The sequence below is a fragment of the uncultured Pseudoalteromonas sp. genome, assembly GCF_963922945.1.
Classification (GTDB): domain Bacteria; phylum Pseudomonadota; class Gammaproteobacteria; order Enterobacterales; family Alteromonadaceae; genus Pseudoalteromonas.
On record NZ_CAWUKC010000005.1, the window covers coordinates 57,612 to 72,892 of the forward strand.

8 protein-coding genes are annotated in these 15,281 nt (G+C 39.7%); 5 read left to right on the forward strand and 3 right to left on the reverse strand.

All coding sequences use genetic code 11. The features are described from left to right. The first annotated feature begins 48 nt into the window (after positions 1 to 48). Positions 49 to 1,065 carry a protease SohB gene (gene sohB / locus AABI99_RS02145; RefSeq protein ID WP_338363031.1) on the forward strand — a complete coding sequence of 339 codons (1,017 nt, stop codon included), beginning with the start codon at positions 49 to 51 and terminating at the stop codon, positions 1,063 to 1,065. 61 nt (positions 1,066 to 1,126) lie between these two features. Here the strand turns inward: sohB and AABI99_RS02150 are convergent, their stop codons facing one another. Continuing rightward, complete coding sequence (locus tag AABI99_RS02150) at positions 1,127 to 2,458, reverse strand: dicarboxylate/amino acid:cation symporter (protein ID WP_338363032.1); 1,332 nt, start codon at positions 2,456 to 2,458, stop codon at positions 1,127 to 1,129. Positions 2,459 to 2,646: 188 nt separating this feature from the next. Here AABI99_RS02150 and AABI99_RS02155 point away from each other — a divergent pair, with 188 nt between their 5' ends. Together AABI99_RS02155 and topA are read left to right on the forward strand one after the other, a co-directional pair. Beyond that, positions 2,647 to 5,952 carry an invasin domain 3-containing protein gene (locus tag AABI99_RS02155; protein ID WP_338363033.1) on the forward strand — a complete coding sequence of 1,102 codons (3,306 nt, stop codon included), beginning with the start codon at positions 2,647 to 2,649 and terminating at the stop codon, positions 5,950 to 5,952. Positions 5,953 to 6,202: 250 nt separating this feature from the next. Next, positions 6,203 to 8,902, forward strand: a complete 2,700-nt coding sequence (gene topA / locus AABI99_RS02160) for a type I DNA topoisomerase (protein WP_338363034.1) — start codon at positions 6,203 to 6,205, stop codon at positions 8,900 to 8,902. Between the two features lie 122 nt (positions 8,903 to 9,024). Here the strand turns inward: topA and AABI99_RS02165 are convergent, their stop codons facing one another. Further along, positions 9,025 to 9,267 (reverse strand): hypothetical protein, encoded by a 243-nt coding sequence (locus AABI99_RS02165; protein WP_338363035.1) that lies wholly within the window; start codon positions 9,265 to 9,267, stop codon positions 9,025 to 9,027. A 235-nt stretch (positions 9,268 to 9,502) separates the two neighbouring features. On the opposite strand from AABI99_RS02165, the gene AABI99_RS02170 reads away from it, so the two are divergent. Then, on the forward strand, positions 9,503 to 10,054 hold the full coding sequence (locus AABI99_RS02170) for a TIGR00645 family protein (protein ID WP_338363036.1): 552 nt from the start codon (positions 9,503 to 9,505) through the stop codon (positions 10,052 to 10,054). A 121-nt stretch (positions 10,055 to 10,175) separates the two neighbouring features. Here the strand turns inward: AABI99_RS02170 and AABI99_RS02175 are convergent, their stop codons facing one another. After that, positions 10,176 to 11,801 carry an alpha-glucosidase family protein gene (locus AABI99_RS02175; RefSeq protein WP_338363037.1) on the reverse strand — a complete coding sequence of 542 codons (1,626 nt, stop codon included), beginning with the start codon at positions 11,799 to 11,801 and terminating at the stop codon, positions 10,176 to 10,178. A 652-nt stretch (positions 11,802 to 12,453) separates the two neighbouring features. Here AABI99_RS02175 and AABI99_RS02180 point away from each other — a divergent pair. After that, complete coding sequence (locus tag AABI99_RS02180; protein ID WP_338363038.1) at positions 12,454 to 15,246, forward strand: TonB-dependent receptor; 2,793 nt, start codon at positions 12,454 to 12,456, stop codon at positions 15,244 to 15,246. Positions 15,247 to 15,281: the final 35 nt, after the last annotated feature.

Below are 15,281 nucleotides of genomic sequence, written 5' to 3' on the forward strand. Positions count from 1 at the left end.
GTGATAAAGCATGATAAATTAGCTTAAATTTATAAATGGAGAAACCAGTTGGAATTTTTATACGAATACGGTTTGTTTTTTGCTAAAACGGTTACCTTTGTTATTGCCATTGCAATTATTTTAACGCTTATTGTTGGCTCAGCGGTCAAGCCAAAAGCTAAAAAAGGGGCGATAGAAATAGACGATTTGTCTGAGCAATTAGATAATCTAAAAAATAGTTTTTTAGAAAACACGTTAACTAAAAAAGAGTTAAAAGCGCATCATAAAGCGCAAAAAGTCGAGTCTAAAAAAGCAGCAAATGATGAGCCAAAGCCACGCTTATATGTTATTGATTTTGTAGGTAGTATGGATGCACACGAAGTTGAAAGCCTACGCGAAGAAGTGACTGCAATTATTGCCATTGCTAACCCTGAAAAAGATAAAGTTTTAGTTCGCTTAGAAAGTGGTGGCGGAGTGGTACATGGCTATGGTTTAGCTGCATCGCAATTACAGCGTTTTAAAACAGCAGGGATTAAACTATCTGTATCTATAGATAAAGTTGCAGCTAGTGGCGGTTACATGATGGCCTGCGTAGCGGATGAAATATTAGCCGCTCCTTTTGCTATTGTTGGCTCTATTGGTGTAATTGCACAAATACCTAATTTTAATAAAATATTAAAGAAAAATGATGTGGAGTTTGAGCAAATTACAGCAGGTGAATTTAAACGTACACTCACATTATTTGGAGAAAACACAGATAAAGCCCGCGAAAAGTTTCGTGACGAAATAGAGCAAACACATGGTTTGTTTAAAGAGTTTGTAAGCAGCCAACGGCCAACACTTAATATTGATAATGTGGCAACGGGCGAGCACTGGTTTGCAACACAAGCAATTGAAAAGGGCTTAGTTGATATCATTAAAACCAGTGATGATGCGTTATTAGAGCAACAAGATGAGCGTCAAATATACAAAGTTAAATACAAAATTAAGAAAGGATTAAGTGATAAGTTAGCAATTGGGCTTAGTAGTTCTATCAATAAAGCAGGCGTTAATTTAATGTCGCGCTTTAAAGTAATGAACCCATAAAGCGTTATTAAAAGTAATAAAAAACCCTTGCTTAGCAAGGGTTTTTTATGGGCTTGAATAATTACTCAGTAGATTTGTGGTAATCTTCTAAGTCTTTAGCTGCGTTCGGGTCGTTAAATATCGTTTCATCTAATTGACCTTCTGATTTTGCAACCACACAGGTCACCATACAGTCACCCGTTATATTAACGGCTGTGCGCGTCATATCGAGTAATCTGTCAACACCAATAATAATGGCAATCCCTTCTACTGGTAAACCTACTTGGTTAAGTACCATGGCAAGCATAATTAAACCTACGCCTGGTACGCCCGCGGTGCCTACCGAGGCAAGCGTAGCGGTTAAAATAACCATTAAGTAATCAGATATTGTTAAATCAACAGCAAACACTTGTGCAATAAATACCGTTGCAACACCTTGCATAATGGCTGTGCCGTCCATGTTAATGGTGGCACCAAGCGGAATAGTAAAAGAGGCAACTGAGTTATTTGCTCCGAGTTTTTTGGTCGCGGTTTCAAGTGTAATAGGCATCGTCGCGCTAGAGCTTGAAGTACTAAAGCCAAATAAACATGCATGCTTCATTTTAGCTAAGAAAATTAGCGGATTTAGACCTGTTAGCGCTTTTAAAATAATGCTGTAGTTAACAAAAGCATGAATAAGTAATGCAGCTACAACCACTAAGAAGTATTTGGCAAGGCTCACAATTAAGCCCATTTCAATCGTTGTGAAAAGCTTAGCCATTAAAAAGAACACGCCGTAAGGTGCAATATTCATTAGTAATGTAACAAGTTTTAAAATAACCGTGTTTAAATCTTCAAATACGGCCGCTACACGCTTACCTGCCTTACCACTTAGTGCCATTGCAACACCAAATAAAAGCGCAAACACAATAACTTGCAACATATTGCCTTTAGCCATTGCTTCAAATGGGTTAGTAGGAAACATATCGATAATAACGCGAGCGAGTGTAGGGGCTTCTTTTGCGTTAAAACTTGCATCTGATGGCAGAGCAATACCCTGACCTGGGTTAAACAGTAAAGCCAGTGAGATAGCAACCGTAATAGCCACGGCAGTTGTCACTAAATATAAGCCTATAGACTTACCACCTAAACGGCCTAATTTTTTAGGATCACTTAAACTACATGTACCACATACAAGAGATACAAAAACCAGCGGTACTACCAACATTTTTAAACTGGCAATAAAAATTTGTCCGCCAACATGGAAAAGGCCATCCACAAAAAAAGCTTTAATTGGCAAAGAGAATAACCCAAGAGGAATTAGATAATCGTCTTCACCAGCTAAAATAGCTTGAAATAAAAAGCCTACTGCAATACCAAGTCCCATACCTATCATGATACGGGTGGTTAAACTCATTGAACGTATTTTAGACATATTCCCTAATCTATTTTTTCAAATTTGCCATAGACTACCAGCAAGGAAATATTTACTACAGAAAAAAATAACCTTTGCGGGATTTTTTACATAAAAAAGTGATAAAAAACTGTGATATTAGACTAAGTTATAGGTTAATATTAGGTAAACAATTATCAGTAAATAATAACAACGCTAGGGAGAGGTCCATGCCTTTAACGCGACTACTCAGCATTACACTATTTAGCATCATGCTTGGCGCTTGTGGTGGTGGTGGAACAATCGAAAAAGACGGCACCATTGGCGATGATGGTGATTCTTCATCAGAAACATCTACTTACACAGTAACACTTAAAGGTTACATACAATCAAGTGATACTGAGTCAAACACAGTCACTGCCGCGGCTCCTCTCGAACTTAGAGCAACATTGAAAGACGATGATGGTGACACAGTGTCGGGCGAGCGAATTACTTTTACTCTGACTGATGCAATCGGTGAGCTAAACCCAACAACTGGTACGGCGTTAACACAATCTGACGGTGTAGCAACGATAGAGTTAAGCGCAGGGCAGAACGCTGGAGCCGGTGAGGTAACAGCAACATATACAATCGATGGAGCAAGTTATACAGACACATTTGCGTTTGAGTCAGATGGTGCTCAATCGTCAGATCCGCAATTAAGTGTGACGCTTGTTGATTCATCAGGTGGAGCAACTCGAAGTGTTGACTATTTAAACCCTGCTACTGCTCAAGTAGAGCTATTGATTGATAATGAGCCAGCAGCTTATGAGTTAATTGAATTTGTACTCACTGGTTTGGGCACTATCAACCCAACTAATGGTACCGCTTTGACGAACGAGCAAGGTATAGCAACAATTAATTTGCTTGCAGGGACTGAAGCGGGAGCGGGCTCTATTGTTGCCACTTATACTGATAATGAGAATACTATTTTTAGCTCAGAAGGTTACACGTTTACAACCGAAGGTGATGCGCCTATTCAAGGTGAGTCATTAGACTTTTCAATTGGCTTAAGTCTCAAATCATCATCTACGCTATCTGAAATCAGCACAATAAGTGCAGCCGATAGTGCGGTTATACAAGCCACTATTCTTGACGGTGATGGCAATCAGGTTGAGGGAGCTGTAGTAAACTTTACTTCTACGCTAGGTAATTTAATACCAAGTATTGGTACTGCACTAACTAATGAAAGAGGCGTTGCATCAATTAACTTAACCTCTGGTACCGTCGAAGGGGCAGGCGTTGTTACAGCTCAGTACGAAGGTGTTGAACAAACCTTGGGGTTTTATACTAAAGGTGACGCTGTAAACCCAGATCAAAGCACAGCAGATATCAATTTTTCAATTTTAGAAAACTGCCCTGCAAATTTTAAAACGCAAAGAGATGCAAGCCAATGTGAGACAGTGACAAGTATTTCTGGTGATTCAACAGCGATTCTTTACATCGAAGTGACTAACGAGAATTCGACAACGCCACTCACGCAAACTTTAGTGACAGCAAGTACAACTATTGGTTCAATTACTCCATCAACAGGCACGGCTATTACCGATGAAAACGGTATTGCGTTATTAGATATAGTGCCAGGTCAAGATGTAGGCGCCGGTGAAATTACTGTGTCAGTGCTTGAGAGCAATTTAACCAAGGCATTTCAAATTGCTGCTGTAGATGTTGAAATTGCTATTAGCAGCTCACTTGCAAACAATGAGTTATTAGCTGCAGGTGCAACAGCGCTTATCTCAATTGAAATCTCAAAAGACGGTGAGCTATATACCACACCACTTACTGTTGAATTTTCATCTGGTTGTGTTGGCTCTGGCCAAGCACTTATAGACGAAACAGTAACCAGCATTGGCGGCTTTGCACGCTCTACATACCGTCCGCTTACTTGTGTGGGTGGCGACATAATTACGGCTACCGTGATCACCGGTGGCGATACGGTTTCTGCAAGTACCACTATTAATGTATCACCCGCAAATATTGGTTTTTTACAATTCGTAGAAGTAACTGAGCCTGTTATTGCGTTAAAAGGCACGGGTGGTGCTAATAGAACTGAAATTTCAGAAATAACATTCAAGCTTGTTGACTCAAATGGTAACGATTTGGCGTCAAGAACGGTTAATTTTGAACTATCAACCGCTGTTGGTGGAATAACATTAGGTACTGCTAGTGCAATTACTAATGCCAGCGGTGAAGTAACGACTTCTGTTCAATCTGGTTCAATTGCTACACCTGTACGCGTTATTGCATCTAGCGAAGAAGAGGTTAACGGCGATACGGTTATTGTAACGGCGCCTTCAGATATTTTGGTAGTTAGTACTGGTATTGCAGATCAAAATAGTTTTTCGTTATCCCGTTCTATTTTCAACCCACACGCATTAAATGTTGATGGCAATACAGTATCGGTTAATGCTCGTTTGGCTGATCATTTTAATAATCCAGTACCAGATGGAACTGCTGTTACTTTTATTACTGAGGGGGGGGTTATAGAGCCTAGCTGTACCACAACCAATGGTGCATGTAGTGTGACGTGGACCAGTAGTAACCCACGTCCGTTTACAGATTCAATGTACGAAAATACGATTGCGCAAAAGTGTGATGGCGGCTTACCATGCCCATTGGGTATCCTAAATAATGACTTAACTGTAGATTTACCACTCGGTGGACGCGCTACTGTTCATGCTTATGCCATTGGTGAAGAAACCTTTTCTGATTTAAATGGTAACGGTTACTTCGACAGTGAAGACTTTTTTGATGACTTATTTGATATTCCAGAAGCCTTTATCGATAACAACGAAGATGGCACTTACGGGGGCAAAGACTGTAATGATGGTACAGATCCATGTTCACGCGATAACTCTACAGGTGATGAGTTTGAAGAGTTTGTAGATTTTGATGGTAATGGTACATGGACCACACAAAATGGTTTATATAATGGCTTACTGTGCCGTGAAGAAGACGAAATTGCGGGTATTTGTAGCCGTCAAATGGTTAACGTGTTTCAAAACCAAGAAATTGTGATGTCGGGTGATACGGCTTTCTTTAGGTTAGTCACATACGCTGATGATTGCTCTGCTATTGCAGGGGCAACGGCCTCAGAGGTACGTGTTAACAGCGACCCTGCTAGCCCACTGGTGCGCCTTGTCCAAAACGACCCAACCAGTGCACTTATGTGTCAGGTTGATGCAATAGACTTAACCCAAACTGCATCTGGAACAGCTAGTTTAGGGCTTACGGTATTTATAGCAGACATTTATAACAATCCAATGCCTGCTGAAACAACCATTTCTATTAACACAGACAATGGCATTTTGACAGGCACTGATAACTATACTTATCCAAATACAACAAGCATCGTACCTGTTGGTTTATCTTTTGGTATTACGCGTGAAGACTTAGATGGTGGCAATGAGCAGTTTAGCGGCATTTTAACTGTTACAGCTGAAGCACCTTCTGGGCTAGAAAGCACGCTTTCTGTAAGTGTAATTGACGATTTATAATGGGTGGAATTTAAAAAAAGCCAACCTTTAAGGTTGGCTTTTTTATTTGTGTTCTATATATTCCACAGCAATTATTGTAAAAACACCCGTTTGTATAATTTAACAACAAAAATTGTTTGTTTATTCAGTAAATACTGAAAAGTTTGTATTAAAAGCTTGTAACAATAGGTGTTTGTAGATATACCTATAAATATTCGCGCCGTTTATGTCGGCAAAACACATTTAAATATTTGGTTAGAAATAGGCAACTATGGGCAAATCGCTAGTAATTGTAGAGTCACCTGCTAAGGCTAAAACAATTAATAAATACTTAGGTAAAGACTTCATCGTAAAGTCCAGTATTGGGCATGTGCGTGATTTACCTACTTCAGGTTCGAGCAAAGCTAAAGTACCGGCGACAAAAACGCCTGCTGAAGTTCGAAAAATGGCACCTGAAGAAAAAGCAGCGTATAAACAGCAACGAGATTACACGAATTTAGTTGCACGTATGGGGATCGACCCTGAAAAGGGGTGGCAACCACATTACGAAGTTTTGCCAGGGAAAGAGAAAGTAGTTCAAGAGCTTAAAAAGCTGGCCGAAAATGCAGACCAAGTTTATCTTGCAACGGATTTGGATAGAGAAGGGGAAGCTATTGCTTGGCACCTTCAAGAAATCATTGGCGGTGAGCCAGAAAAGTACAAGCGCGTTGTATTCAACGAAATTACAAAAAATGCCATTCAACAAGCGTTTGAAACACCCGGTGAGCTTAATACCGATATGGTGTATGCACAGCAAACACGCCGCTTTTTAGACCGTGTAGTTGGCTTTATGGTATCGCCATTGTTATGGGCTAAAGTAGCGCGCGGGCTTTCTGCTGGGCGTGTGCAATCGGTTGCGGTGCGTTTATTAGTTGAGCGAGAGCGTGAAATTAAAGCGTTTATTCCAGAAGAGTTTTGGGATATCCACGCCGATGTTAGAAATACTGAGGCACAATTACGCTTAGAAGTCACCAAGCAAGCAGGCAAGCCCTTTAAGCCAGTTAATGAGGCCCAAGCTACAGCTGCAGTAAATAGCTTAGAAAAAGCTGAATATAAAGTTATAAGCGTTGAAGAAAAACCAAGTAAAAGTCGCCCAAGTGCACCCTTTATTACCTCAACAATGCAGCAAGCTGCAAGCACTCGCTTAGGGTACGGCGTTAAAAAGACCATGATGCTTGCACAGCGCTTATACGAAGGTGGTTACATCACTTATATGCGTACCGATTCAACTAATTTGTCAAAAGATGCGGTTGACATGTGTCGTGATTATGTAACCCAAGAGTTTGGTGCAAAATATTTGCCTAAAGAGCCTATAAGTTACAGCTCAAAGGGTAATGCGCAAGAGGCGCACGAAGCGATTCGTCCTTCAAGCGTAACAGTACTTTCTGGACATGTAGAAGGTGTTGATGCGGACGCTAAAAAGCTATACGAGTTGATTTGGCGTCAGTTTGTTGCCTGCCAAATGGTACCTGCAGAATATGATCTTACAACGCTTACTGTGGCCGCAAGCGACTTTCAACTTAAAGCAAAAGGTCGAGTATTACGCTTTGATGGTTGGACTAAAGTACAACCAGTAGTGCGTAAAAAGAATGAAGAAGATCAGTCTCTTCCTGCTGTTAAAGAAGGCGAAGTACTGAGCTTAATTGAGCTTGATCCTAAACAGCACTTTACTAAACCGCCAGCGCGTTTTAGTGAAGCAAGCTTAGTCAAAGAGCTTGAAAAACGGGGTATTGGTCGTCCGTCTACGTATGCATCTATCATTTCTACAATTCAAGACCGTGGTTATGTAAGAGTAGAAAATCGTCGCTTTTTTGCTGAAAAAATGGGTGAAATAGTCACAGACCGTTTAGTAGAAAACTTCACTGATTTAATGAACTTTGACTTTACTGCAAAAATGGAGGGTCGCTTAGATGACATCGCCGAAGGTGATCGTGTATGGACGCAGGTACTTGATAAGTTTTATGATGATTTTTCTACACAATTAAATATTGCCAAAGGTGAGCCAGAGCAGGGCGGTATGCGTCTTAACCAAATGGTCGAAACCGATATTGACTGCCCTACGTGTAGTAGAAAAATGGGTATCCGCACAGCGTCTACAGGTGTGTTCTTAGGATGTACAGGCTACAATTTGCCGCCAAAAGAGCGTTGTACCACAACGATGAACCTAGTATCAGGTGATGAAGCGGTGGCTGCAGATGTTGAAGACATTGAAACTGAAACTCTAATGCAAATGAAGCGCTGCCCAATATGCGAAACGGCGATGGACTCCTATTTAATTGATGAAACTCGCAAGCTTCATGTGTGTGGTAACAACCCGGCGTGTAAAGGGCATATTGTTGAGCAAGGTACCTTTAAAATTAAAGGCTACGATGGTCCGATTATCGAATGCGATAAGTGTGGCTCAGATATGGAGCTCAAATCGGGGCGTTTTGGTAAGTACTTTGGGTGTAACAACGAAGAGTGTAAAAACACGCGTAAATTACTTAAAAACGGCGAAGCTGCGCCACCTAAAGAAGACCCTGTGCACATACCTGAACTTGAATGTGAAAAGTCAGACGCTTATTTTGTTTTACGTGACGGGGCTGCAGGTATTTTCTTAGCGGCTAATACTTTTCCTAAATCACGCGAGACGCGCGCGCCTAAAGTGGCCGAGCTCAAGCGTTTTAGGGACCGTATTTCACCTAAGTTTTATTATTTAGCGGATGCACCAGAAAAAGATCCTGATGGTAATTTAGCGGTAGTACGTTATAGCCGTAAAAATAAAGCGCAATACGTGATGACTGAAGTCGACGGAAAAGCCACAGGCTGGACCGCACACTACGAAGCGGGTAAATGGGTAGAAGAAGCAAAGAAAAAAGCGGCTCCTAAAAAGAAGGCTACTACTAAAAAAGCGCCTGCAAAAAAGACTAAAGCTAAAAAAGAAGAAGAGTAGCTAACCCGTTACTTGCTCTTTTATTAATAAAAACCGGAATGAACAGTGTATGTCATTCCGGTTTTTTATATTAAGCTAAGTGTCGCAATGGCTCGTTAGCTACATAGTCTTAATAAATATATTTAAATTTTAACTGCCGCGACCTTTTTATAGCCCTCAGACTCTAATTCATCATTTACGCACTGTAATACATATGCATATAAGTCTTCGTTACTTACATCGTCGTCTTTAGCCCAACTTACACACATATCTGTGTATTCTGTTATTGTTTGTGCAGACGCCGCTGGTGCATCGTCTGCGACTGCATATGTTGCAGATACAGCAAAAAGAGGTACTACTATTAATGCTAGCAATGCTTTATTCATTTGTTTATTCCTAAATAAATGGTTTGACGATTTAAATACATTTTAATGTTGTACTTAAATAGTGCCCAATGCAGAACAACTCTGTTGGTATACTGATTTTTAATCGAATTGAAAATAAAAGATAACGAAAAATTTTTATCGTCAAGATGAGTAAATTACTCAAAAATAAATATATAAGTAATTGTGCTTAAATAAATTATAAGCTAATGTCGCTTTTTTATAAAAAGATAGATTAATGTTGGAAGATCAAGCAAAAGCAACTAATACGGCCCGTAAAATACATAAAGTAGAGCAGGGCTTAGAGTCATTTATATTTACAGGTCGTTGGTTACTGGCGCCGTTTTTTGTGGGCTTACTATTTGCTGTAATACTACTGCTTATTAAGTTTTTTAAGCAGCTTTATTTAATGGGAATTGCCACTTTTAGCGCGACTAACCAAGAGCTATTAGTAGGTATACTTACGCTGGTTGATACCGCCTTATTGGCAGGTTTATTACTTATTATAATTTTTAGTGGTTATGAAAATTTTGTATCTAAGCTTAACATTGATGGCCATGAAGATAGGCCATCATGGATGGGCAAGGTTGGCTTCTCTGGTTTAAAAATGAAGTTGATCAGTGCAATAGTCGCTATATCGGCAGTAGAGCTTTTAAAAGTATTTATTAATTCAAATATTCATTCAAGTGATGAGTTATTTTGGAAAGTGTTAATCCACGTAACCTTTGTCAGCTCTGGTGTATTATTTGCGCTTACTGATTATTTAAATAGTAAAACACAGTCACATTAAAAAGGTTAAATTAGTGTTTTAGTGGCCGGTATTTCGTCTTAATGCCAGCTATAGCAGCCCACAATTTGAGCGCACAAAAAAGCCCGATAAAATCGGGCTTTAAGTTATATGTAAGGCGTTATTAATTTACAAAAGCAAAATAGCACCCAAAACCGCTTATGCTTAACGTATTACCTTCTAAAGTAGCACTACAATGAGATAGTGAGTCATGCGCTTCAGTCACTGTTTTAGTCAGCTCAAGTGTTTGATTGGTTTGTGCTAAATTAAACACACACAGCATTGTCTGCTCATTTAGCGTTCTGTAAAAGGCGAGTATAGGCTCTTGTGTATTAATAAACTCAATATCACCTTCTAGTAACACAGCATGCTGTTTACGCCATGCCATAAACTCCCGGTAAGCATTAAGTATAGAGTCTGAATCTTTATCTTGAACAGATACAGCACGTTGAGTGTGCGCGTTATCTACAGGTAACCACGGTTTTGCATCACTAAAGCCTGCATGTTCTGAGCCATTGTCATCCCACGGCATTGGTGTTCTGCAGCCATCACGGCCTTTAAAGTTTGGCCAAAAAGTAATGCCGTAAGGGTCTTGTAAGTCTTCAAATGCAACAGAAGCTTCACCTAAGCCAAGCTCTTCACCTTGGTACATACATACACTACCACGTAACGAGGCTAGTAGGGCAGTAAGCATTTTGCACTGTGCTGGGTTTATTTCACCATTTTGGCTCCAGCGGCTCGCAACACGTTCCACATCGTGATTACTAAACGCCCAGCATGGCCAACCCTCAGTCATACGCTGTTCAAGTGTTTGCACTGTTTCTCTAATGTACTCACTTGAGTAATCATCTGTTAATAGCTCAAAACTATAACCCATGTGCAGCTTATCGCCGCCTTGAGTATACTCTGCCATTGTGGCTAATGAATCTTCTGATGAAATTTCACCTAACGATACTGTACCAGGGTACTTATTAAGTAATGCTCGTATATCTTGCATAAACTCAATATTTTCTGGCTGTGTATTGTTGTAATAGTGATATTGAAAAGCATATGGGTTATCTTCACTAAAGCCACGGCCTTGGCGCTTATCTTTAGGCTTTGCTGGATTATCGCGTAGCTGAGCATCGTGATAGCAAAAGTTAATAGCATCAAGCCTAAAACCATCTACGCCCTTTTTAAGCCAAAACTCAACATTATCAAGTACTGCTTTTCTTACATCAGGGTTATGAAAGTTTAAATCGGGCTGTTCGGTTAAAAAGTTATGCAAATAGTACTGACCACGACGAGGCTCCCATTGCCATGCACCGCCACCAAAAATAGATAGCCAGTTATTAGGTGCTGTACCATCGTCTTTAGCATCCGCCCATACATACCAGTCTGCTTTATCATTGTTTTGATTTTCGCGGCTGTCTAAAAACCATTGATGTTGGTCTGATGTATGACTGAGCACCTGGTCAATTATAATTTTGATGTCACGCTCGTGGGCTTCTTTTATTAATTCGTCAAAGTCGTTTAAGTCACCAAACAGTGGGTCTATATCGCGATAATCACTTATATCGTAGCCAAAGTCTTTCATTGGTGATTTAAAAAAAGGAGAAATCCAAATTGCATCAACACCTAAGCTTTTGATGTAATCGATGCGATTAATTATCCCTTTAAGATCACCAATACCGTCGTTATTGCTGTCTTGAAAGCTTCGCGGGTAAACCTGATAAATAACCGCACCTTTATACCACTGCTGTTGGGCCATGCTTTTCTCCGTCGTTCCACACAGTATTTATATTGTTATTAGTTTGATTAACACAATCACTAAATTTTCAAAAAGCATACGTGAAGGGGGCTACTCTGTAAAAAGCCTGCATACGTATGCAGCTAATTTACTTAGTTAAATGTACTTTTAAGAAGGTGTATTTAAGGTGATGTATTTTTATTGCTAACTTTACCAATCATGCTTTTTACTTATAAATAAAATAGCACGATCTGTTTTGGTGCTTATTTTAAAAGGCTTGCACGGTATTGGTGAAAGCGATGATTGGTCTTACCAATTTCATAAATAGAAATTATTAAAATAACTTATGTAAATATTAAAAAATGTTTTATTTAACGCTATTTACACGCTGTATCATGGGTTTTCTACAGTGCGAATATATGTATTTTTATTAAACCCATTAACAATCATGCTGCACCATAATAATAAATATAAAATCAATAGGTTAGCTCTCACTTTGTGAATTAATTGTTAATTTGAAAGGCGTTGCATAGTTCTGAATACGTATGCATAAAGTTGTTAATAAAATAATTCGAGCGTTAATATTGACGCTGACAACAAAATTAGCTCGCCAGTTTGACTATCACTCAAATAAAGAAGCGAGTATCACAATATGGGTAACGGGAAAAACATCATGTCTATGTTCAAACCAAGTATATTAACGTTAGCAATGGCAACTGCAGGTTTTACAAGCTTTGCCCCTGTAGCAGCACAAGAAGAAATAGTTAAAAACGATGACGTAGAAGTTATCGAAGTAAAAGGCTTTCGTGGTAGTGTTGTAGAATCAATAAATACTAAGCGTTTTTCAACACAGGTGGTTGAGTCAATTTCTGCTGAAGACATTGGTAAACTTCCAGATACATCTATTGCAGAGTCAATCGCACGTTTACCAGGTTTAACAGCCCAGCGTCTTGATGGCCGTGCTAGTCGTGTAAGTGTTCGTGGTTTTAGCGAAAACGAAAGCGCAACAACATTTAATGGTCGTGAGCAAGTATCGATTGGTGACAACCGTGGTGTTGAGTTTGACCTTTACCCATCAGAAATAATGAGCGGCGTTACTGTATATAAAACACCAAGTGCCAGTATTGAAGCTGAAGGTATTGCCGGTGTAATCGACATGCAAACGGTAAAGCCTTTAAGTAAAGGCGAGCGCGTGATCATGTTTAATGGTCAGTTAGAGCAGTCAGGTTTTGATAAGCTAAATCCTGATGGTGATGATAAAGGCTTTCGTGGCACGGTTTCATACATTGATCAGTTTGCAGATGACACTATAGGTGTTGCATTTGCTTACAACACGATGAGCTCACCAAACCAAGAAAAACGCTGGAATTCTTGGGGATACCCTGAATTCGACGTTGATGGACAGAATTATTCAATCTTAGGCGGAGCTAAACCATTCGTACGTTCATCAACACTTGAACGTGATTCAGCGATGCTAGTAGTGGAAGCTGCACCAAATGATCGTCTAAACATGACGTTTGATGCGTTATATGTAGATTTTAACGATGAAAAAATCTTACGTGGTATTGAAGTACCTTTCGCCTGGGGTCAAGGTAGCATCGACCCGAATAGTGTTACTGTAGATGAACAGTCTGGCTTTATCACCAGTGCAACAACGCAAGGTCAACGCGTTGTAGTTCGCAATGATGTTGAAGAACGTGATGCTGAATTAACGCAATTTGGATTTAATACTAAATATGACATTGACGATTCATGGTCGGTAGAGTTTGATGCGAGCTTATCTGAAGTTGAGCGTAAGGACTGGAGCTTACAAAGTTATTCTGGCACAGGCCGTGGCGATGCAAACGGTATTGCTGACAACATTGGTTACTCACTTGATGGCGGCAATACCGGTGCCAAATTTAGCCACGAGTTAGATTATAGTGATTATGCTTTAATTCAGTTAGGTGGCCCTTTGTCATGGGGAACCAGCTCAGCGCTAAATAATAAGTACGGCTTAAATGATACGGCTTATCAAAACACCGCACAAGATGGCTTTATTAATGCACCTGAAGTTAATGATGAACTACATACTTTAAAACTAGCAGCAAGTAAGCTATTAGAAAACGATTACTTAAGCAAAGTAAGTTTTGGTATGTCATATCGCGACCGCGAGAAGAGTAAAAAGTCTGAAGGGTATTACTTAACATTAAGCGATTTCTCATTAGATAATCCTGGTACGCTTGTCGTTCCAGAGCAATATCGCCTCGGAACAGCTAGCTTAGGCTTTATCGGTATGGGGGATATGATTGCCTATGATACCCGTGCACTAGTTGACGATGGATATTATGACTCAATTCAAGAAAGTTTAACGGATATAAAACACACTACGCAGTCGTACACAGTTCAAGAAAAAGTTACGGCGTTTTTTGTTCAAGCTGATATTAATGCTGAAGTAGGTGAACTACCATTAACAGGTAACTTTGGTGTTCGCTATGTTAGAACTGAGCAATCTTCGAAAGGTTTTGCGGCTGTGCCGAATGACGTGACTGGTCTAGTTGAAGCCGTTCCTAACAATGTGTCACACGATTATAGTCATGTTTTACCTAGTCTTAATTTATCTTTAGCGCTAGATGAAAATCAAACTGTGCGTTTTGGTGCCGCTAAAACTATCTCACGAGCCCGCCTAGATGAAATGAATGCTTCTGTTAATGCGAGCTATAATTCTGAGCGTCCTGATGAGAATGGCAACTATTGGTCAGTATCTGGTGGTAATCCTACACTTGAACCAAAAGAAGCAACGGGTTTTGATTTTACTTATGAAAACTACTTTAGTGCAGAAGGATACTTCTCAGCGGCTGTATTTTATAAAGACTTAAGCCAATGGATATTTGATGGTGTATACGAAGTTGATATGTCAGGAGTTGCTAACCCTTCAACGGGTGAGATACCAGAGAATAGTACCGGTACTGGATCAGGTAAAGTGAATGGCGGTGGTGGAGATCTTTGGGGCTATGAATTGTCTCTTGCTCTACCGTTTAATATTTTTAGTGATTCATTAGAAGGTTTTGGTTTAATTGCCAGCCATACAGGAATTGAACAAGATATTGAAGATCAAAACGGTAATGAATACGAATTACCTGGTTTGTCGGATAAAATTGAAAGCTTAACTTTTTATTATGAAAACTATGGCTTCCAAGCACGTACTAGTATGCGTAAACGTAGTGACTTTAAAGGTGATATTTACAACGCAGGTTATGAAACTCAGCAAGTGAATATCTTAGGTGAAACAATTTGGGACGTACAAGTTGGTTACGATTTTGGCGAAGCAGGTGTTGAGAGCTTAGATGGCTTAAATGTTACATTCCAAGTACAAAATATCACTGAAGAACCATTTACAACACTAAGTGGTGATAATGCTTTACAAGTGCGTGATTACCAAGATTATGGGCGTAACTTTATTCTTGGATTTAGCTACAAGCTTTAACTGAAATTTAGTTAAGATATTAGCCCTTGTAATTA

Bases quoted from the DNA above. Each gene is read 5' to 3' on its own strand.
- AABI99_RS02165 (WP_338363035.1), bottom strand. From the start codon at position 9,267: ATGAATAAAGCATTGCTAGCATTAATAGTAGTACCTCTTTTTGCTGTA.
- topA (WP_338363034.1), top strand. From the start codon at position 6,203: ATGGGCAAATCGCTAGTAATTGTAGAGTCACCTGCTAAGGCTAAAACA.
- AABI99_RS02150 (WP_338363032.1), bottom strand. From the start codon at position 2,458: ATGTCTAAAATACGTTCAATGAGTTTAACCACCCGTATCATGATAGGT.
- AABI99_RS02170 (WP_338363036.1), top strand. From the start codon at position 9,503: ATGTTGGAAGATCAAGCAAAAGCAACTAATACGGCCCGTAAAATACAT.
- AABI99_RS02155 (WP_338363033.1), top strand. From the start codon at position 2,647: ATGCCTTTAACGCGACTACTCAGCATTACACTATTTAGCATCATGCTT.
- AABI99_RS02180 (WP_338363038.1), top strand. From the start codon at position 12,454: ATGTCTATGTTCAAACCAAGTATATTAACGTTAGCAATGGCAACTGCA.
- AABI99_RS02175 (WP_338363037.1), bottom strand. From the start codon at position 11,801: ATGGCCCAACAGCAGTGGTATAAAGGTGCGGTTATTTATCAGGTTTAC.